This window comes from Dietzia sp. DQ12-76 (genome assembly GCF_014145045.1).
Lineage (GTDB): Bacteria > Actinomycetota > Actinomycetes > Mycobacteriales > Mycobacteriaceae > Dietzia.
On sequence record NZ_JAALDV010000168.1, the window covers coordinates 1 to 19,826 of the forward strand.

Sequence of the window (19,826 nt, forward strand, 5' to 3'; positions counted from 1 at the left end):
GCGGTGGGCGACCCGGACCAGCCACGCCTCCACGTTGGTCTCCTCCGGCAGGTCCGGCCAGGCCCGCAGCGCGGACAGGAACGTCTCGGACCAGGCGTCGTCGGCGTCGGGGCCGGACCCCAGGACCGCGCGGCACACGCGCAGGACGGTCGGCCCGTGCCGGACCACCGCACCGTCGAAGGCTGCCCTCATGTGTCAGATCCTCCCCTCGTCCCATCCGCCTCGTTCACACGACCCGGCCAGCCACCTCGCCGACCGGCTCCAGCGAGTAGTCGCCCGCCGCCGCGGAAACGTGAGGTCCGTCCGGTGGGAGTCGAGACCGAGGGCCTTCACGCGACGACGACGCCCGCGGCCGGTGCTATCGTCGGACCACCGTCGCCGCTGGTGAGTGGCGGTCCACGGAGGTGAATCGCGGTCATGGACCTTCCCCGCATTTTCACCATCCGCGAGAGCAGCCACCGCATCCACAACCCACTGACCGAGGACAAACTCGCCGCGCTGGGCAAAGCCCTCCGACTCACCCCTGGGACGCGAGCACTGGACCTGGCCAGCGGCTCGGGCGAGATGTTGAGCACCTGGGCGCGTGATCACGGGATCACGGGAACCGGCGTGGACATCAGCACGGTCTTCACCGAGGCAGCCCGAGCCCGCGCCGCCGAACTCGGCGTCGCCGACCGTGTCGAGTTCATCCACGGTGACGCCGCCGGCCACGTCGCCGACGAGCCGGTCGATTTGGCCGCATGTGTCGGTGCCACCTGGATCGGGAACGGTGTCGCCGGGACGACCGAGTTGCTCGAACGGAGCCTCCGCCCGGGAGGCGTGATGTTGATCGGCGAGCCGTACTGGCGGCGCACCCCACCGGACGAGGAGACGGCCGTCGCCTGCCACGCCACCGGCATCGCCGACTTCCTGGCGCTCCCGGACCTGATAGGGCGGTTTCAGGGTCTCGGTTACGACATCGTGGAGATGATGCTCGCCGACCAGGACAGCTGGGACCGGTACACAGCAGCCCAATGGCTCAACCTGCGCCACTGGCTCGACCGGAACCCCGACGACGACCTCGCCACCGAGGTGCGTGAGGAACTCGCCACCACTCCCGCCCGCTACGCGCGCTACACGCGTGAGTACCTCGGGTGGGGCGTCTTCGCCCTCATGAAGCGCTAGCCGGACACCCGACCCCACTGCGGCCACCACCGGCGTCGCGGCCCTCGAGCCCCACCACCACCACGCGGGTCCGGTGCTCGGTATTGTCGAGTGCTGGACACTCCGGGCGGGACGCCGCATCGGACTGGCGTGTGGAGGACAGGGAATGGCATCGATCTTCATCTCGGGCGGAGCGGCTGGGATCGGCCTGGCAACGGCGGAGCGATTCGGCCGCGAGGGCTGGACTGTCGGGGTGTACGACGTCGACAAGGACGCCCTGGCCGCGGTGCAGTCGAAGCACCCCGACTGGATCACCGGGGAGCTCGATGTCCGTGACATGCAGCAGTGGGAGAGGGCGCTGGAGGAGTTCACCTCGCACACCGGTGGGACCCTCGACGTCCTGGACAACAACGCGGGCGTTCTCGTCGCCGGCGACCTGACGGAGATCTCGGCTGAGGCGGTCAAGGCCCAGATCGACATCGATGTGCTGGGCGTGACGCTCGGCGCCAAAGCCGCGTTCCCCTACCTCAAGGCCACCCCGGGGTCGCACCTGGTCAACATCGCGTCCGCGTCGGCGATCTACGGTCAGCCCGGGATCGCCACGTACAGCGCCGCCAAGTTCTACGTCGCCGGCCTGACCGAGGCGTTGGAGCTCGAGTGGGCACCGCACGGCGTCCGGGTGGTGGGGATCTGGCCGCTGTGGGCCAAGACCGCTCTCGCGGACCCCAAGGCCAAGACCACCCGGACCCTCGGCATCAAGATCACCCCCGAGCAGGTGGCGGAGAAGGTGTGGCAGTCCGTCCATCCCACCACCCTCGACCGCCGACTTCATCGCACCTCCTACAGCGTCGGCGAGCAGACGACGGTGCTCGCCAACATCTCCAAGTTCTCGCCCAACTTCGCGACGCGCCTGGTCAACAAGTTCCTGGCCCAGTAGGCCGCACACGTAGGACACACGGTCGCGCCGGTAACCGCCGGCGTCGCGATGAGGCCGGCGACGGCTCGAGCCCGCACCGGGTCGGCGCCGACACGCTGATCTCGATTCCTCACGTGCAGGGGCGTCCTCACGACCGAACCGGGTAGTCCGTGTATCCGGTTGCGCCGCCCTCGTAGAACGTCGTCTGGTCCGGGGCGGTCTCCGCCATGTCGGCTCGCCAGCGGCGGGGCAGGTCGGGGTTGGCGATCGCGGGACGTCCGACGGCAACGGCATCCACCTGCCCCTCGCTGACGAGTTCGGCCGCAGTGTCCCGGTCCGTGACCGTGGAGAACCCGGTGTTGAGGATCATCGGCGCGTTCGACATGCCCCGGATGTCCCGGACGAGGGCGCTGCCCGCGTCGGGGTGGATCATGCTCACGTACGCGAGGTGACGTGTGCCGAGGGTGTCGAAGAGAGCCGTGTAGGTGGCGCGGGTGTCCTCGTCATCGAGTTCGAGGGCCCCCTGGATGTTGGCGCCGGGCGACACGCGGATACCGACGCGGTCACCGCCGATCGCGTCGGCGACGGCCTCGGCGACATCGATGACGAACCGTGCCCGGCGGAGCGGCGTTCCTCCGTACTCGTCGGTGCGGTGATTCGCAGACGGGGCGAGGAACTGCTGGAGGAGGTATCCGTTGGCGGCGTGGAGCTCGATGCCGTCGAACCCGGCGCCTCGGGCTCGCACGGCCGCCTCGACATGCGCATCGATGAGCTGCGATATGTCCCGGGCGGTGGCTGCGGTCGCGATCGCGGGGTGGTGGCCGTGGTGGTCCTCGTAGGGGATCGCGGACGGGGCGAGCGCGTAGTGGATACCTGTGATGTCCGGGCTGGTGACGCGACCGGCGTGCATGAGCTGGGCGAAGATCGGCGTCCCACGCTCGTGGACCGCCTCGGTGACGGCGGCCCAACCGCGTTCGTGCGCGTCGTCGACCAGACCGGGCTGATTCGCGTAGGCGCGGCCCTCCCGGCTGGGGTAGATGCCTTCGGTGACCACGAGACCGAATCCCGACCGTTGCGCGTAGTACTCGGACATGAGCGGCGTCGGTGTGCCGTCCTCCGCGGCGCGTCGGCGCGTCATCGGGGCCAGTACGAGACGGTTGTCGAGGCTGACGGCTCCGAGGTGGAGCGGCTGCCACAGTCGAGAGGGGGTCGACAACGTCATGTCATGCCGCCTTCCGTCGCAGGGCGACGATGGTGTCGGTGACCTCGGCGCGTTGTCCGCCTGGCCCGGTGGCAATGCGCGCACGAGTATCGAGGAGTTCGGGTTCCCATGCGGGGCCCAGCTCGAGGGCGTCCGCGACCTGCTGGGGCGTCGGGTGCGCGTGTCCGGCGGGGTCCCAGGACCATGGGGCGCTGGAACCGTGGTCGACGATGACCAGTGCCCCGCCCGGGGTGACGGTGTCGGCCGCTCGTCGCCAGATGTCGTCGCGTCGGGGGGCGTAGAAGAAGCTTCCGAAGACCAGGTCGAAAGGCCCGCCGGGTAGCGGCTGGGAGGTGGCGTCGCAGTGGACCGTGACTATCCGGCTCGAGAGGTCCTGTTGTGCGGCGTTCGCGGCGATTCTGTCGAGCGCTGTCCGCGCGACGTCGAGTGCCGTCACTGTCCACCCTGCGCGCGCAAGCCACAGCGCATCCCCGCCATGGCCGGCACCGAGTTCGAGAGCGGTGCCTGCGTCGGCGAAGAGCTGGCTTATCGTGTCGACCATCGCCTGGTTGGGGGAGGTCCCCCACGCCGGGTCGGTATCGACGTAGTGCTGCTCCCAGAATTCCGCGTCATAGGTCGTCATGTGTTCTGGCCATCCTCTTGTGTTCCTGCGACTTGTGTTCCGGCGACGATGTCGTCGTGTATCGGGTTCGGCGCGAAGGCACTGCGACCGCGCATCTGATGTCGTTGTTGCATTGGGGAGCTCGCTAGAGCGTCAACTTCTGCCTCCTGGGGATGACGGTGATCGCGACGATCGCCGAGATGGCGTACAAGACGGTGGCGACGAGGAAGGCAAGCCGCAACGCGTTGGGGGAGATTCCTCGGGAAGCAGCGTCGGCTGACGCACCGATGACGTAGACGCCGTTGAGGAGCGCGACGCCCACGGCGCCACCGATCTGCTGGGTGACGCTGAACATGGCGCTGGCGACCCCCACATCGTCGGCGTCGACGCCCGCGACGACGCTGCTGTTGAGCGGGGTGAACACCAAGCCGATGCCGACGCCCATCACCGTGGTCGCAGCCAGGATCCCGACCAGCGGGTCCGGCAGAGCGATGACCACTGCGAGGCCTGCCATTGCGATGGTTGCAGTGATGATTCCGCCGACCAGCACGGTCTTGGACGACACCTGCGACAAGAGCGTGGGTACGAGCAGAGAAGCCAGTACGAGCGCGACGCTGAACGGCACGATGACCAACCCGGTGAGGAGGGGACTGTAATCGAGGCGGCCCTGGAGGTAATACGGCAGCAGCAGGAACATGCCAAACATGCCGGCGGCCATGAAGCTCGCCATCAGATACGCCCCGCCGCGGGTCCGGTCGGCCACCACCCGCCCCGGCAGAAGCGGATCGCTCGTACGCCGCTGCCGCCGGACGAACGCTCTGAGCAGGAGACCCGCACCCGCGAGGTAGATGTACGGAGTCGTAGACGCCCAGCCTCCCGGTTCCGATGCCACACTGAACGCCGCCACCAGAGCGGCGGAACCGAGTGTTGCGAGCACGGCGCCGGGGACATCGAGATGCCCGCCCGAGTGGGGGCGTGATCGGATGATCGTCGGCAGGCCGAGGGCGAGCGCGATCAGTGCGATGGGAACGTTGATGAACAGCGACCAGCGCCACCCGAGAGTCTCGGTCAAGGCGCCGCCCAGCAGCAGCCCGATCGCGCCGCCGCTTCCCTGGGTCGCGGCAAACACCGCGAAGGCGCGGGCCCGTGCGCGCGGTTCGGTGAAGGTGACTGCCACCAGGGATAGCGCCGCCGGCGCCAGCGCGGCGGCGAAGATGCCCTGCAGCGCGCGGGCCGCGATCAACATCTCTTGGCCCGTTGCCAGACCCCCGATAAGCGACGCCACAGCGAACCCGCTCAGTGACACCATCAGTACCCGCTTGCGCCCCGCATAGTCGGCGATGCGACCGCCGAGGAGCAGCAGGCCACCGAAGGGCACCGCGTAGGCGGTCACGGCCCATCCGCGTGCAGCATCGCTGAAACCCAACTCCTGCTGCATCTGGGGCAGCGCGATGTTGATCACGGAGGCGTCCAACACGACCATCAACGCGGCGGTGGCGATCGCCGCGAGCGCAATCCACCGCGCAACCGACGGTCGCGTTGTCTCAGTCACCACAGACGAACTCATCTCTCGAAGGCCCTTCGTCCTTGATCGGAAGCGGGGTCATAAGAATGCGTGCCGTCGACACAGACAGCAACTACACTTGCTAAACATGCAAACGTCACCCAATGGCTCCGACCAACCCGACGGGCGCGTCGCCACCATGTTGGAGGCCGTCGGACCGCGGCTCCGCGATCTGCGACAGCGGCGCGAGATGAAGCTGTCCGACGTCGCCTCGGCTACCGGGATATCGGTCAGCACGCTCTCGCGACTCGAATCCGGCCACCGGCGCCCCACCCTGGATCTGCTGATACCCCTCGCACAGGTCTATCGAGTCGCACTCGACGACGTCGTCGGCGCGCCGCCCACTGGGGATCCGCGTATCCACCCGAAGCCCATCCGCAAACACGGACGCGTCTACCTCCCGCTGACCCGATCCGGCGCCCCCGTGCAGGCCTTCAAGATCATCCTCCCGCCCCGCCGGCACGCAGAACCCGCAAAGCAGGCGACCCACGGCGGTTACGAATGGCTCTACGTCCTCAGCGGCTCTGTCGACCTCGCCCTGGGGACGCAGGTCACAACTCTGGTCGAGGGCGACGCCGCCGAGTTCGACACCCGGCAGCCGCACTGCATCACCGGCAGCAGCGATACCGCATCAGAAGTCCTGACCCTCTTCAGCCCACAGGGCGAGCAGATCCACATCCGAGACTGATGTCAGATCTAATCAGCCCGTCCTGATCCTGCCGGTCGCCCGGAGTCGATATCGGGTGTCGGCGTGATCGCCGCTCGAAGTACTAGCCCGATCACACTGTCGACCCTGTCGTGGAGGACGGTTCCAGGCTCCCGCACCCACCTGAAGACGGCCCCCTGAAGAACGTCGCTCAGAGCTCTGGCGGCCACCGCAACGTCCACCCCCTGGTCGATGCGTCCGGCCCGTTGCCCCTCCTCCAGTAGCGGAGTGACGTCGGCCAGCAATTGAGACTCGTACAGAGTCGGTCCGAGCGCCGCAGTCCAGCCGAGCATCATCTGACGGCTGAGTTCGGGTTCGGACTCCACCGCTTCGCTGATAGCGCGGAAGTACGCGTGAATACGCTCCGCGACGTCCCCGCACCGCGCGTCCTCGGTCTGCTCGATTGCACGATCGGCCATCTGCCGAACCCACAGCATGGGGATGTCCCCCTTGTTGGGGAAGTAGTTGAACGCAGTGCGGCGAGACGTGCCGGCCGCAGCGGCGATCGCGGCCATCGTCGTGGATTCGTATCCCTGCTCGACGAACAGGTGCGCAGCGGCGTCGAAGAGAGCTTGTCGCGTTCGCGCGGCGCGCGGGTTCATCAGGCGTGATGGCGGCGTGAGAGCCATGGAGCCCACCTCTTCTCGTGTCCGTCGTTCCTGTACCCCTTGCATCTTAGATGCACTCGGGTGCACACTATGACTCAGGCCACAGTTGCACCCGAGTGCAACCTCTCTCGAACAGGAGCATTATGAACAATCCAGCATCCATCGCCGACTCACCGGATCACGACCTCGACCCGTACTCGCCGCTCGCACAACGTGACCCGTACGGCTTCTACGACCGACTCCGCCAGCACGATCCGGTCGTCTATGTACCCGGCCGCGACGTCTGGATGGTTTCCGGGTACGCACAGGCCGTCCAGGTCTTGCGCAATCACGCCGAGTTCGTGTCCGGCGACGGAGTCACCTTCAACGTTCCGTCCGCCAGGACCGAGCGCTATCCGTTGATCGAGAACGACCCCCCGCTGCATGACCAGATTCGCCGGTCATTGCAGCCGTCGTTCAGCAAGCGCGCCATCGACGCCTTCAAGCCCGGTGTCGAGAAGGCCGCGGCGGAAATCACCCAGGACGCGATCACCCGCGGCGAGTTCGACGCAGTGCAGGTGCTGGCCCAGGCCATGCCCGATCAGGCCATGACGCTGCTGACCGGAATCACCCCGCCAAGTGCTCAGGCTCTGGCGGACTGGAGTGACGCGACCAGCCGAGGAGAGGAACCCGCTGGAACCGAGGAGCACTCAGCCCTGGTGATGGAGGCGGTGACGTGGCTCGCGTCGGAAGGACTTCCCAACATGCCTGCGCACTGCCTCGGTCGACTGATCGTCGACTCGGGAGGCAACGACGGCCGTCTTGAGCACGAGGGGCCGCAGCGACTCATGACTCTGGCCTCCCTGTGGTTGGCCGGGATCGATTCGACCGGCGCGTTACTGGGCAACTCGATCGACGCATTCGTCGACAACCCCGACCAGTGGGAGCTGCTGAGGAGTCGGCCCGATCTGATCCCCAACGCCGTCGAAGAGCTGCTGCGCTTCGGCGCCCCGTTCAAAGCGTTCTTCCGCCGGACCCGGAGCGCTGTCGAGCTCGATGGAGTCGAGATCCCTGCGGGAGCCCGCGTCGCTGTGCTGCTCGCCGCCGCGAGCCGGGACCCACTCCAGTTCCCCGACCCCCACCGGCTGGATGTCACGCGGGAGAACGCCAAGTCGCATCTCGCGTTCGGCAGCGGCCTGCACACGTGCCTCGGCTCCCCCTTCGCCCGGCTCGAAGTGGTGGCGCTGTTGACCGAGCTCACGCGACGGGTGGCTCGATTCGAGCGCGCCGGCGATGCACATCGCAGTCCCAGTCAGACCGTTCAGAAGTTCGACACGCTGCCGGTTCGTGTCGTCCCCGCAGAGGGAGAAGCGGAATGACATACACCAAAGGGCCTCACGACCTCGGGAACCATTGTCACTCCTGGCTTCTGCCCGAGGGTCGATGGGGAGAAAGCAACACCGGTCTCGTGCGCGGATCAGGGGAGTCGTTATTGATCGACACCCTCTACGATCTCCCGCACACCGCCGAGATGCTGGCCGCCTACGCGCCGCTGCTGCGCGGGCAACCGATCCGGACGCTCGTCAACACCCACTCCGATGGTGATCACTGGTTCGGCAACCAGCTCGTAGCGGGGCCAGATGTGGAGATCGTCGCCACCCAGGCAGCCGCAGAGCTGATGACCGAGGCGTCCGTTGACGAACTGGTCTCCATGTCCGGACGCGAGGACCGGGTCGGTGAGTTCATCAGAGAGGTCGGTGGTCACTTCGATCACGCCGGCATCGTGGCGACCCCGCCGACCCGAACGTTCACCGGAGAGCTGTCTCTCGATGTGGGTGGACGCGAGGTGAGGCTCATCCAGGTCGGTCCCGCCCACACCCCGGGTGATCTCGTGGTCCACGTGGCCGATGCGGGGGTGGTTTTCACCGGCGACATCCTGTTCATCGGGGGCGCGCCGCTCGTGTGGGCCGGGCCCATCAGTCGGTGCATTGCCGCCTGCGATCTGATTCTCGACCTCGAACTCGTCGCCATCGTCCCCGGCCACGGGCCTCTGACCGACAAGAACGGGGTGTCGAGGGTGCGCGACTACCTCGAATTCGTCTCGGCGGAGGCGGTAAAGCGTTTCGAACAGGGACTGTCCGTTGAAGACGCTGTCGCTTCCATTGACATGAGCCGGTTCGCCGACCTGTCGGAACAGGGACGAATCGCGGCGAATGTGCTCAACGTCTACGAACAACTCGATCCGAGGCGCCCCCGCGAGAACAGGCTTCAACAGTTCGGGCGCATCGCGGACTTCGAGCTGCATGCCGCTGCGGCCGCGTCGGAGGCGAGCGACTGATGAAGATCGCACGCATGGAGCTCGACGGCGGCACCCGCGCGGCAGTCGTCGACGACGATCGCGTTCAACCCCTCGCGGCAGACATCACGGTGTCGCGTCTCTTGGAAGCCTCCCCACCGGGACGACTCGAGTTGGTCGATCACCACCCCGACGGCCCGACGCTCCCACTGTCGGATGTTCACTTGTTGGCACCTGTCGAACCCCCCACCCTGCGGGATTTCCTGACCTTCGAAGAACACCTCGAAGGCAGTCTGACCGTCCTCGGCGCCACGGAACCCCTCCCGGTCTGGTACGAGATGCCGCTGTTCTACTTCTCCAACACCAACGCGGTCATCGGACCTGACGCGGAAGTAGCAGTACCACCCGGCTGCGAACTCCTGGACTTCGAACTCGAGCTGGCCGTGGTGATCGGCAGAGCAGGCAGAGACCTCACACCGGACCAGGCTCACGAACACATCGCCGGCTTCACGTTGTTCAACGACTGGTCAGCCCGCGACCTGATGAAGCCGGTGACCCCGTTCGGCATGGGCCCGGTCAAGGGCAAGGACTTCGCCAATTCGATCGGCCCGTGGATCGTCACCCCCGACGAACTCGAACCGTTTCGCCGGGACGGCCGCCTGGCTCTCGACCTCCACGTGGAACTCAACGGAGTCCCGCTTCCTGCGGGCGGCGATAACTCGGCGAACATGGCGTGGTCTTTCGAGGAGATGATCGCGTTTGCTTCTCGCGGCGCGGAACTCCGGCCAGGGGATGTGCTGGGGTCCGGAACATGCGGTGCCGGATGTCTTCTCGAGTACTGGGCTCATCTGAGCACCGAGGCGGCCCCCCCGCTCCGACCCGGCGACGTGGTGACGCTGGTCGCCGAGGGTATCGGTGCGCTGAGCAACACGGTCGTCGCGGGAGCCGAAGCACAACAATTGCCACGAGCGCGAGTAGGTCAGCCACGCCGCCAACGGTCCTGGACCCCCATCAGGAGCAACTGATGGAAGAACCAGCACTCCTCTCGTTCGCTCGCCTGGCCTCCACATATGGCGGCCCCCGGCCCGGGGCGCCCTACGCCGAGCTGTGGGAATGGTCCGTCCGGGACTCCGATGCCTTCTGGAGGTCGGTCACCACGTTCTGCGGAATGAACTGGGAGACCGCACCTCGAGCAGTCACTGACGGCTCCGTGATGCCACGAACACAGTGGTTTCCTGGTGGCCGCATCAACTATGTGTCCCAGGTCTTCGCTCGACCTCGCACCGGTGCTGCCGTGATCGGCCACGACGAAACCGGTATCACCCGCACGCTGTCCTGGACCGAACTCGAAGAGCAGGTGAAAGCTCTTGCGGCAACGTTGGCGCGAACCGGCGTGTCGACCGGCGACCGCGTGGTCGGCTACCTGCCGGACCGTCCCGAAGCCGTCGTCGCGTTCCTCGCTACCGCGAGTCTCGGCGCGGTGTGGGCGGGTTGCGGTACCGACCTGGCAGGTGACGCAGCCCTAGCCCGGTTCGAGCAGCTGGAACCCACCTGCCTGATCGCCGCCGCCGGCTACCACCACCGGGGCCGTCGGATCGACCGCACCCACGATGTCGAGACGCTCCGTGCAGGGCTACCGACCGTGAGTGCGACGATACTGGTAGGGGACGGTCACACCCCGAGCCCCAGCACCATCACGTGGGAGTCGGCGGTCACCCCCCAGCCCCAAGAAGCCGTTGCCCCACTCGCGGTTCCGTCCGATCACCCGCTGTGGGTCTTGTTCAGCTCGGGAACGACCGGGCCTCCGAAAGGCATCGTTCACAGCCATTCAGGGGTCGTCGCGGAACACCTCAAAACCCTCCGACTGTTCTTCGACATGCGAGAGGGAGACCAGTTCTTCTGGTACACCACGTTGAACTGGATGATGTGGAACCTCCGCCTCGGCGGGCTCCTCTGTGGAGCCACCATCCACTGCTTCGACGGAGCACCCACGGCCCGCGCGCTGTGGGAGGTCGCGGAGCGCGGCCAGATCACCCACCTGGGCCTCAGCCCCGGCTATCTGAGCGCCTCCCGCGACGGCGGCCTGCGCCCCGCGGCCGACTTCGACCTCGGGCCGCTACGAATGCTGGGATGCACCGGAGCCGTACTCACCGCCACGGTCCATCAGTGGATCACCGACGAGTTGGGCCCCACTGTGGCGGTCAGCTCGACCACCGGCGGAACCGACGTGGTCAGTGGATTCGCCGGCGGCGTCCCCACGGTCGAAAGCCGACCTGGGGAGATCACCGCGAGATGGCTCGGCGTCGACATGCACGCATGGTCGGCGGAGCAGGAATCCTTGAGTGACCAGGTCGGTGAGCTCGTCATCACCAGTCCCCTGCCGTCGATGCCCATCCGGTTCTGGAACGATCCCGACGGCAGTCGGTACCACAGCGCATACTTCGATCACTTCCCCGGCGTCTGGCGCCACGGCGACTGGGTCACCGTCACCTCCCGCGGTTCGATCGTCGTCCACGGTCGCTCCGACGCGACCCTGAACCGGCACGGCATCCGCATGGGCACCGCCGACATCTGCCAGGCGGCCGAGGACCTTCCCGAAGTGCTCGAGGCGCTCGTCGTCGGCGTGGAGGAACCGAACGGTGGTTACTGGATGCCGATGTTCGTGACTCTGGCGCCCGGCGTCGACCTCGATGCGGAACTCGGAGCGAAGATCCAGGCTGCGATTCGCGACTCGGTATCCCCGCGTCACGTACCAGACGAGGTGATCCACGCCCCCGGCATCCCGCACACGATGACCGGCAAGAAACTCGAAGTGCCGGTGAAGAACATCCTGCGCGGCCTGCCCGTCTCAGCGGCACAGAGCAGCGCGATCGATCAGCCCGCGCTCATGGGCTTCTACCAGCGGGCCGGCGAGCGCCGCCGCTCGACGACGAAGTGAGGTAACTCCATGCCTACACCCGACACCTTCGACGTGGTCGTGCTCGAGAAAGACACGGTCGCCGCCGACATCGTCCGACTCACCCTGGCGCGTCCGGACAATGGTGACCTTCCGCGCTGGGAACCAGGAGCACACATCGATCTGCACGTGGGCCGGTCCGGGAAGCTGATCCGGCAGTACTCACTGTGTTCCTCGCCCACGGACCGCAGCCACTACCAGGTCGCAGTCCTTCGAGAACCGACGAGCCGCGGTGGATCCTCCTACATCGTTGATGAACTCCGCGCCGGTGACACCGTTCCTGTCAGCCTCCCGCGCAATCACTTCGACCTAGCACCATCCCAGCGGTATCTGTTCATCGCAGGGGGCATCGGCATCACGCCGATACTCCCCATGATCGAGGCCGCACACGACGCAGGGGCCGAGTGGACTCTGCTCTATGGCGGGCGCACCCGCACGTCCATGGCCTTCGCAGAGGAGCTCAACAACACGTGGGGACCGCGAGTCCTCCTGCGCCCTCAGGACGAATACGGGCTCCTGGACCTCCAGGCACTGCTTTCCACACCCACGGACGACACCGCCGTCTACTGTTGCGGACCGAGTCCGTTGCTCGACGCCATCGACACTGCGTGTCAGACCTGGCCAACCGGTGCACTCCACATGGAGAGGTTCGCCCCCGTATCAGACACACCGTCGGGTGAGGGAGACACCGAATTCGAGGTCGAGTTCGCTCAGTCCGAGGTCACACTCACGATCCCGGCAGACCGCTCCATCGTGGACGTGGCGGACGAAGCCGGTGTGCCCATCGTGTACTCATGCGAGGAGGGCACATGCGGAGTCTGCGAGACTTCGGTACTGCGCGGCGAACCTGACCATCGCGACTCCGTACTGACAGAGCAGGAGCGTCGATCTGGCGCGAAGATGATGATCTGCGTCTCTCGCGCGAAATCTGCGCGACTGGTGCTTGACGCATAGGCCCCGACGAGCAGGTCGGGGCTCGAACTTCGTGCGATCACGACGGTTGCGTCGTCCACGATTCGCTGGGCACAGGCGTGCATGACGGCCCGTGGGTACGGTCCGTCATGCGTCGCGCGTCTTCAGCGTGACGTGGGCTGCGAGGGCGGTCACGAAGGTGAACGCGGCCATGACGGCGAGCCCGGACAATGGCGTCAGCGGGCCGGTCGAGGTGGCCGCGTAGGAGCTCTGTCCGGCCGTGGTGGGCCAGTAGGTGCCCGCGATGTCGCCGAGGACGCCGGGCATGCCGGGCGCGAGGGCGGGCACGAGGAGGGCGACGGTGACGATGATCGCCAGCGCACCGGTGGAGCTGCGGGTGAGGGTGCCGAATGCGAGGCCCAGGACGGCGGTCAGGACGAGATAGGCCACGGCGCACAAGACCGCGCGGATGGTGTCGGGGGCGGTGAGGCTCGCGGTGGGCAGCCCGGCGGCCGCGAGTGCTGCCTGACCCGCCCCGACGCTGCACGCCACGGTGACCACGGCGGTGGCGAGCGCGACCAGGGTGGCGATGGCGACCTTGGCCATCAGGAAGACTCCGCGTCGCGGGGAGATGGCGAGGCTGGTGATGATCTGACCCGTGGCGTACTCGCTGGTGATGGCCTGCGCACCCAGGGTCGCGATGAGGATCTGGCCGACGAGGATTCCCTTGAGGCTGTTGCCCGTGGGGTCGAAGTCGGCCGGGAGCTCAGCCTGCCAATCGACCATGAGCCCGCTGATGCCGAGAAGGCTCACCATGACGGTGACGATGACGGTCGCGATGGCGGTGATCCAGGTGCTGCGGACGCTGCGGGTCTTGATCCACTCGGCGGCGAGGAGGTTCATCATCGGGCACCTTTGTGCTCGGTGGCGGTCATGGTCAGGAAGGCGTCTTCGAGGGAGTCGCGGACAGCGGTGAGCTCAGAGAGCTCTATCCCCGACACGGCGGCGACGTGGCCGACACGGTCGGTGGCCGCGCCGGCGACGTCGAGCGCGTCGGCGCAACCCGGATCGGTGACTGCAGGGAGCCCCTCGCGAGAAAGAGCATCACCCAGCCCGTCCCGGTCCGGTGTGCGCGCACGGACGTACTCGCTCGTGTGATCGGCGATGAACGCGGTCAAGGGTTGGTCGGCGAGGAGCTTTCCGTGGTGGATCACGACGAGGTGGTCGGCGGTCAGTTCCATCTCGCCCATGAGGTGGCTGGAGAACAACACCGTGCGCCCCTCTGCCGCGAGATCGCGCATGAGGGACCGAGCCCACCGGATTCCCTCGGGATCGAGACCGTTGAGTGGTTCGTCGAAAATGAGGATGCCGGGGTCGCCGATCAGCGCCGTAGCGATCCCGAGGCGCTGTTTCATCCCTAGCGAGAAGTCGCCCGCGGGGCGGTGCCCGTCGTCTGCCAGACCGACGACGTTCAGAACCTCGGCGACCCGACGTCGTGGAACGCCGCCGGCGCGTGCGACCGCCGCGAGGTGGTCGGCGGCCGAGCGACGCGGGTGGACGGTATCGGCCGAGAGCATCGCGCCGACCGCCTGCATGGGGTGCGGTAGGTCCGCCAGCCGGCGTCCGTCGATCGTCGCCGCACCACTGGTCGGCCTGTCCAGGCCGAGGAACATCCGCAGGGTCGTGGACTTGCCGGCCCCGTTCGGCCCGAGGAAGCCCGTGACGACACCGGGGACGACCTGGAACGAGAGGTGATCCACGGCGGTGATGTCACCGTATCGCTTGACCAGCGCGTGGGCCTCGAGAGAAGCCGAAGTGGATGTGCACATGCCGCTACACTACACCGTTCCGTGTAGGACTACACTCGCCAGTGTAGGCTTGCCACGACGGACGCTCAGGAGGCCACAGCAATGAGTGCAGCGACGCAGAAGCCTGTGCGACAGGGACAAGCGCACAAGCGCGCCGCGATCCTGGTCGCCGCACGCGACCTGTTCGTGGAGTTCGGAGTGGAGCGCACCAGCATGGATGCCATCGCCGAGCGGGCGGAGGTGTCCAAGCGCACCGTCTACGACTACTACGGCGACAAGCGGCGACTGCTGCTCGGCGTCATCGAGGACGCAGGCGAGACCGCGCTGGTCACGCTGCGAGGGCTGATCGATGCGCATCTGCCCGACACGCTCGCCGACGGAGAGGTCGACGACCTCGCCCACGCCGTGACCGGCTTCGCGACCGACCTCGGCCGCTCGCAACTCGTATCGTCCCCCTACGCCGCCGCGGTCAAGCTCATCTCCGAGAACGAGCCACTCCTGCCCGAGCTCGAGGATCACCCCCTGGGCGACGCACATACCCAGGCGCTCGCCGAACGCTTTGCGCACTTCGCCGGAATCGGCCTACTCGACGTGGATGACCCCGAGCTGGCCGCCGACCACTTCCACGCCCTCACCACACTGCGGGTCCTCAACGAACCGCTGCGCCGACGTGCCGACGCCGAGCACGTGCAGCGGATCATGACCGACGGCGCGCACGCGTTCATGCGTGCCTACACAGCCCGAAGAGACAATCGCTGGTGACCGCGCCCCGACCCGACCCGGGCCGCGATGCCCTCACGCGGATGCACCGGGCTTCGGCCCTGAAGGAGCGCATCTACGTCGCCTTCACGACTCTCGCCGTCATCATCGCCCTCCGTGCCCACGACCACCATCCGACCGCGGGCGTCGCACTCGGCACGCTCGCCATCACGGTCACGGCGACCATCTGCGCGGTCTACGTCGCGGGCCTCCTCAGTCGCATGGTGATCCACGGGCAACTCCCCGCTTCCGACGAACACAGACGGATGCTCGTCGACACTCTCGGCGCGGGCACCGTCGCCGTCCCTCCCGTGATCTGCCTCATCCCCGCCCACGTCGGCCTCTACGACACCGCGACCGGTCTCCTCGCCGCGATGCTGGTCACCACCGGCACTCTCGCGGCGGTCGGAATCCTCGCCGTCCGGAGGCTCACCGTTCCCCGCGGCCAACGACTCGCCATACTCGCGACACAGAGCCTGCTCGCTCTCGCGGTGATCGCGCTCGAATTGCTGTCGCATCGGTAGAATCCACGCGGCACGGGCGCAGGACGCCGGAGACGCAACGCCCAGACTGCGTTGCACGGGACGACGAGAACGGAGAGCGAGCCGGTGACGACGTACCGCATCCGGCCCGCCAGGGAGATCGACCTGATCGTCCTGCAGGACATCGAACGCTCGGCCGGAGCACCCTTTGCGGACATCGGGATGACCTCGGTGGCCGAGGACGACCCGCCGTCGATCGATTCACTACGAGAGTTTGTGCAGAACGGGCGGGCGTGGGTCAGCACCGATGGATCCGACCGGCCGGTGGCGTACTTGTTGGCCGATGTGGTCGACGGCAACGCTCACCTGGGCCAGGTCTCGGTGCACAGCGACCACATGCACCGCGGGATCGGCGCGGCCCTGCTGGAGTACATGATCGGATGGGCGCGGGAGCACCGGCTCCCCGCGGTCACGTTGACCACCTACACCCACGTCCCGTGGAATGGGCCCTACTACGAGCGTCATGGGTTCCGGTACCTCGCAGAGCACGAGGAGAGCCCCGGCCTCAGAGAGATCCGGGCTGCGGAGATCGCCCACGGCCTCGACCAGTGGCCGCGCGCCTGCATGCGCAGGGAACTCCCTCCCGCATCGCCCTGTCTCAGTCGGGCGCGAAACCCATCGTCGTCATACCGCTGAGGCCGCCACGACGGGTGTCGAGCCTCGTCACCTGGACGAACACCGGCACATCCGACCGGATGACCATGCCGTACGGTTCACCCAGGAAGACGGCCTGGGGGTCGATCAGATCGTTGACGCGCACGTGCCGCACCCGCTGGGCCGCGACCTGCACCGGGTAGGGCCCGACAGGGTCGCCGTCGGAGTGATAGACCGTCATCTCCAGGCTGGCGTCGGTCTCGCACACGTTGAGGATGCAGAGCTCGTCCCGGCTGGTGTACTCGGGTTCCGGGCCCGTGCTGGTCGACGGGATGTTCCCGCCGGGGAACACCCACAGGGTCCGGCCGGTCTCCTGGTTCATGCCACATCTCCTTCGAACAGCGACCGCAGGTAGTCGTTCATGAAGACGCCGTCCGGATCGAGGCGCCGCCTGACATCGTGGAACGTCTCCCATTCCGGGTACAGACCGCGTAGCTGGTCCGCACGCATGGTGTGCTTCTTGCCCCAGTGCGGTCGGCCACCGAAGCCCTGCAGGATCGGTTCGATGTCGTTGAAGTACTCCTCGTAGGGCAGCTCGTTGTTCTGCAGAAGCGCGATGGTCATGGTGGGGCGCTGGTAGCAGTTGCTGATCAGCGCGTCGTCGGGCGCGATGGTCCGGACCAGGACGCGCCAGCCCACCTTCTGGCGGTGCCGCTCCTTGATCCGCTCCCGCAGGACCTTGAAGCATTCCAGGCCCTCGTCGAACGGCAGCATGTACTCCATCTCGTCGAACCTCAGGTCACGTGAGTTCGGGATGATGTCGTAGCTCACGCCGGTGGCGTCCTCGTGGACGTGGTCACCCGGGGGGGTCAGGTCCGGCTCCTGCCCGGGGAGGTTCATCGTTCTGACCTGGGCCTCGTCACTGCGGGGATACCAGTAGAAGTCGAAGTGCCGATTGGACGTCGTGAGTTCGGCGAAGTTGTCCTGCACCCAGTCGATGTGGGTGCACCAGTTGAGGCGGTGCAGCTCGTAGGCGGGCAGCAGGCGCAACGTCAATGACGTCATGACCCCGAGTGAGCCGAGGGAGACCTGCGCCGCGCGGAGCAGGTCCGCATCGTGGTCCGGCCCGGCGTCCTCGCCGAAGGGCACCACCTCTCCGTCCGCCGTGACCAGCCGGCCACCGACCACGGTCTGGGAGAGGTTGCCCAGTTCCCGCCCGGTCCCGTGGGTCCCCGTACCGATGGCCCCGGCGAGGGCCTGGTAGTCCACGTCGCCGAGGTTCTCCATCGCCAGGTCGTGCTCCGCGAGGAGTTCACCCGCCCGGGCGATGCCCGTCCCAGGGAGCAACGAGGCGCGACCGGCGTCGGTGTCGTGTGAGACCAGCCCGGACATCTCGTCCAGCGTGAGCAGGACGTCCGAGGTCCGCATCAGCGGGACGGAGGAGTGCCCCGAGCCGACCGGCCGGACGGTCCCGCCCTCCTCAGCGGTTCGCCGGACCACCTCCTGCACCGCGGCCTCGTCCGACGGCCGCGCGGTGTCCGACGGGGTGAAGCGCAGACTCCCGGACCAGTTGACGAATTCCTTGGTCATCGGTGTTCCTCCTTGTCTCGGTCTTGCCTCGATGCCACCGCACGGCGCGGTGGCGTGGTCTACAGCGCGAAGCTGAGTGCGAAGACGGTCAGGAAGGCTGTGCCCCCCATGATCGTCTGCATGGCGGTCCAGGTGAGCAGCGTTTGTTTCTCGGTCAGCCCGAGGAAACGGTTGACCAGCCAGAACCCGGAATCGTTGACGTGCGACAGAACCGTCGCCCCCGCACCGATGGCGACGACGACCGCGGCCAGCATGGGTGCCGAGAGATCCTGTCCCCCCAGGGTCTGGGCGACGATCGCGGCGGCGGTGACGGTGGCGACGGTCGATGACCCCAGTGCGACCCGCAGTACCACGGCGGACAGGAACGCCAGGAGCAGGACCGGGAACCCCAGGCCCTGGAACACCTCCTCGATCGCATCCCCGACGCCACTCTGCTCGAGGACCTCGCCGAACACCCCGCCGGCGCCGGTGACGAGCAGGATGAGCCCCACCGGGGTGAACGCGGCCGAGGCCACCGACTGCAGATCGCCGCGGTCCAAGCCGTGGCGCATGCCGAGGACGTAGAAGGCCAACAGGACCGCGATGATCAGCGCGACGATCGGATCGCCGACCAGGGCCATCACCTGGGCGATCGGACTCTCCGGGTCCACCAGTGCTTCGGTGGCGGTGTTGCCGAGGATCAGCAGCAGCGGCACGGCCAGGATCGTCAGGATGAGACCGAAGCCGGGGGCGTTCTCGACTCGGTCCTCGGAGCTCTGCTCCTCGTCGTCGTCGCCGTCTGCGCCGTCACCACCCCCTGCCTGGTCCCGGGCTTCCTCCTCCATGCCCTCGGGGACGCCGACGTCGATCCGGGCGCCGATGAAGCGCCCGTAGACGACCCCGCTCAGGATGACGGCGGGAACCGCCGCGACTATGCCGAGGAGGATCACCCAGCCCAGGTCGGCGCCCACGATCCCGGCCGCGGCCACGGGGCCCGGCGTGGGCGGGATGAGGGAGTGGCCGGCGCTCAACCCGGCCAGGAGCGGGAGCGCGAAGATGATGAGCGACTTCTTGAGTCGTGTGGCGAGCGTGTAGACGAGCGGGATCAACAGGACCAGCGCGACGTCGAAGAAGACCGGGATCGCCACGATGAGCCCGGTCAAACCCAGTGACCACGGAACCCGGCGCTCGCCGAAGGCCGTGACCAGCGTGTCGGCGATGCGGTCAGCGGCGCCGGTGACCCTGAGGACCTGCCCGAACATCGCCCCGAGGCCGACGATGATCGCGACGAACCCGAGAACGCCGCCCATCCCGTCCTCGACCACCTCGACGATCTCCGCGGGAGGGATGCCGACGACGAGAGCGGTGACGATACTGACGATCAGCAGCGAGACGAACGCGTGGAGCTTCAGGCCCATGATCAGCAGGAACAGCGTCCCCACGGCGCCCAGTACGGTGAGAAGCAGTGCCGCGGTCGACATGGGCGTCTCCGGGGATCGGGAACGGGTCACCCGCATGGTGACATCCAACCGATGCCGACGCATCCGGCCGCGGCCGCCCGTCAACGGTGCCCGGCCCCCCGGGCGCGGCTGCGGTGACCGTGGGGTTCCCCTGGTCCTGGGGGGACTGGCGGCGTGGGCGTGGAGGCGCG

At 67.4% G+C, this 19,826-nt stretch carries 21 protein-coding genes; 11 read left to right on the forward strand and 10 right to left on the reverse strand.

What is annotated here, in order from left to right:
* The coding region (locus tag G6019_RS06955; protein WP_182627277.1) for an RNA polymerase sigma factor at positions 1-192 on the reverse strand (192 nt) is incomplete at its 3' end.
* 225 nt (positions 193-417) lie between these two features.
* Between G6019_RS06955 and G6019_RS06960 the strand changes: the two genes are divergently transcribed.
* Both G6019_RS06960 and G6019_RS06965 read left to right on the forward strand, forming a co-directional pair.
* Complete coding sequence (locus G6019_RS06960; RefSeq protein ID WP_182611998.1) at positions 418-1,164, forward strand: SAM-dependent methyltransferase; 747 nt, start codon at positions 418-420, stop codon at positions 1,162-1,164.
* A 145-nt stretch (positions 1,165-1,309) separates the two neighbouring features.
* Positions 1,310-2,080, forward strand: a complete 771-nt coding sequence (locus tag G6019_RS06965; RefSeq protein WP_182611999.1) for an SDR family oxidoreductase — start codon at positions 1,310-1,312, stop codon at positions 2,078-2,080.
* A gap of 127 nt (positions 2,081-2,207) precedes the next feature.
* Here the strand turns inward: G6019_RS06965 and G6019_RS06970 are convergent, their stop codons facing one another.
* From G6019_RS06970 to G6019_RS06980, 3 genes are all read right to left on the reverse strand, one after another.
* On the reverse strand, positions 2,208-3,281 hold the full coding sequence (locus G6019_RS06970) for an alkene reductase (protein WP_182612000.1): 1,074 nt from the start codon (positions 3,279-3,281) through the stop codon (positions 2,208-2,210).
* 1 nt (position 3,282) lies between these two features.
* Entirely contained in the window at positions 3,283-3,903 is a 621-nt protein-coding gene (locus tag G6019_RS06975) for a class I SAM-dependent methyltransferase (RefSeq protein WP_182612001.1), read from the reverse strand.
* A gap of 124 nt (positions 3,904-4,027) precedes the next feature.
* A complete protein-coding gene (locus tag G6019_RS06980; protein ID WP_277815587.1) occupies positions 4,028-5,449 on the reverse strand; it encodes an MFS transporter in 1,422 nt (473 codons plus the stop codon).
* Between the two features lie 85 nt (positions 5,450-5,534).
* Here G6019_RS06980 and G6019_RS06985 point away from each other — a divergent pair, with 85 nt between their 5' ends.
* Entirely contained in the window at positions 5,535-6,134 is a 600-nt protein-coding gene (locus G6019_RS06985) for a helix-turn-helix domain-containing protein (protein WP_182612003.1), read from the forward strand.
* Positions 6,135-6,142: 8 nt separating this feature from the next.
* Here the strand turns inward: G6019_RS06985 and G6019_RS06990 are convergent, their stop codons facing one another.
* Positions 6,143-6,781, reverse strand: a complete 639-nt coding sequence (locus G6019_RS06990; protein ID WP_206681812.1) for a TetR/AcrR family transcriptional regulator — start codon at positions 6,779-6,781, stop codon at positions 6,143-6,145.
* Positions 6,782-6,903: 122 nt separating this feature from the next.
* On the opposite strand from G6019_RS06990, the gene G6019_RS06995 reads away from it, so the two are divergent.
* From G6019_RS06995 to G6019_RS07015, 5 genes are read left to right on the forward strand one after another with little or no spacing between them, the layout of a single operon-like run.
* Positions 6,904-8,118 carry a cytochrome P450 gene (locus tag G6019_RS06995; RefSeq protein ID WP_182612004.1) on the forward strand — a complete coding sequence of 405 codons (1,215 nt, stop codon included), beginning with the start codon at positions 6,904-6,906 and terminating at the stop codon, positions 8,116-8,118.
* On the forward strand, positions 8,115-9,077 hold the full coding sequence (locus G6019_RS07000) for an MBL fold metallo-hydrolase (RefSeq protein WP_182612005.1): 963 nt from the start codon (positions 8,115-8,117) through the stop codon (positions 9,075-9,077). The genes G6019_RS06995 and G6019_RS07000 overlap by 4 nt, the downstream gene beginning before the upstream one ends.
* The gene (locus tag G6019_RS07005; RefSeq protein WP_182612006.1) at positions 9,077-10,060 is read left to right on the forward strand and encodes a fumarylacetoacetate hydrolase family protein; all 984 of its coding nucleotides are present in this window, start codon (positions 9,077-9,079) and stop codon (positions 10,058-10,060) included. The genes G6019_RS07000 and G6019_RS07005 overlap by 1 nt, the downstream gene beginning before the upstream one ends.
* Positions 10,060-11,973, forward strand: a complete 1,914-nt coding sequence (locus G6019_RS07010; RefSeq protein WP_182612007.1) for an acetoacetate--CoA ligase — start codon at positions 10,060-10,062, stop codon at positions 11,971-11,973. The genes G6019_RS07005 and G6019_RS07010 overlap by 1 nt, the downstream gene beginning before the upstream one ends.
* A 9-nt stretch (positions 11,974-11,982) precedes the next feature.
* Complete coding sequence (locus G6019_RS07015; RefSeq protein ID WP_182612008.1) at positions 11,983-12,945, forward strand: PDR/VanB family oxidoreductase; 963 nt, start codon at positions 11,983-11,985, stop codon at positions 12,943-12,945.
* A gap of 105 nt (positions 12,946-13,050) precedes the next feature.
* Here the strand turns inward: G6019_RS07015 and G6019_RS07020 are convergent, their stop codons facing one another.
* Together G6019_RS07020 and G6019_RS07025 are read right to left on the reverse strand one after the other, a co-directional pair.
* The gene (locus G6019_RS07020; protein ID WP_182612009.1) at positions 13,051-13,809 is read right to left on the reverse strand and encodes an ABC transporter permease; all 759 of its coding nucleotides are present in this window, start codon (positions 13,807-13,809) and stop codon (positions 13,051-13,053) included.
* Positions 13,806-14,732: an ABC transporter ATP-binding protein gene (locus G6019_RS07025; protein WP_182612010.1), complete on the reverse strand. Its 927-nt coding sequence runs from the start codon at positions 14,730-14,732 to the stop codon at positions 13,806-13,808. Before G6019_RS07025 ends, G6019_RS07020 begins: the two co-directional genes overlap by 4 nt.
* Before the next feature lie 81 nt (positions 14,733-14,813).
* Between G6019_RS07025 and G6019_RS07030 the strand changes: the two genes are divergently transcribed.
* The 3 genes from G6019_RS07030 to G6019_RS07040 all read left to right on the forward strand — a co-directional run bounded on the left by G6019_RS07030 (position 14,814) and on the right by G6019_RS07040 (position 16,648).
* Positions 14,814-15,473: a TetR/AcrR family transcriptional regulator gene (locus G6019_RS07030; protein WP_182612011.1), complete on the forward strand. Its 660-nt coding sequence runs from the start codon at positions 14,814-14,816 to the stop codon at positions 15,471-15,473.
* A 41-nt stretch (positions 15,474-15,514) separates the two neighbouring features.
* A complete protein-coding gene (locus G6019_RS07035) occupies positions 15,515-15,994 on the forward strand; it encodes a hypothetical protein (RefSeq protein WP_182612012.1) in 480 nt (159 codons plus the stop codon).
* Positions 15,995-16,078: 84 nt separating this feature from the next.
* A complete protein-coding gene (locus G6019_RS07040) occupies positions 16,079-16,648 on the forward strand; it encodes a GNAT family N-acetyltransferase (protein WP_182612013.1) in 570 nt (189 codons plus the stop codon).
* Here the strand turns inward: G6019_RS07040 and G6019_RS07045 are convergent.
* Genes G6019_RS07045 through G6019_RS07055 form a run of 3 tightly spaced genes read right to left on the reverse strand, consistent with a single transcriptional unit; the run spans position 16,611 to position 19,656 of the window.
* Positions 16,611-16,988, reverse strand: a complete 378-nt coding sequence (locus G6019_RS07045) for a sensory rhodopsin transducer (RefSeq protein WP_107755293.1) — start codon at positions 16,986-16,988, stop codon at positions 16,611-16,613. The two genes, G6019_RS07040 and G6019_RS07045, sit on opposite strands and share 38 nt — an antisense overlap.
* A complete protein-coding gene (locus G6019_RS07050; RefSeq protein WP_182612014.1) occupies positions 16,985-18,196 on the reverse strand; it encodes a D-arabinono-1,4-lactone oxidase in 1,212 nt (403 codons plus the stop codon). The genes G6019_RS07045 and G6019_RS07050 overlap by 4 nt, the downstream gene beginning before the upstream one ends.
* Before the next feature lie 59 nt (positions 18,197-18,255).
* Entirely contained in the window at positions 18,256-19,656 is a 1,401-nt protein-coding gene (locus tag G6019_RS07055; protein ID WP_182612015.1) for a GntP family permease, read from the reverse strand.
* Positions 19,657-19,826 lie beyond the last annotated feature (170 nt).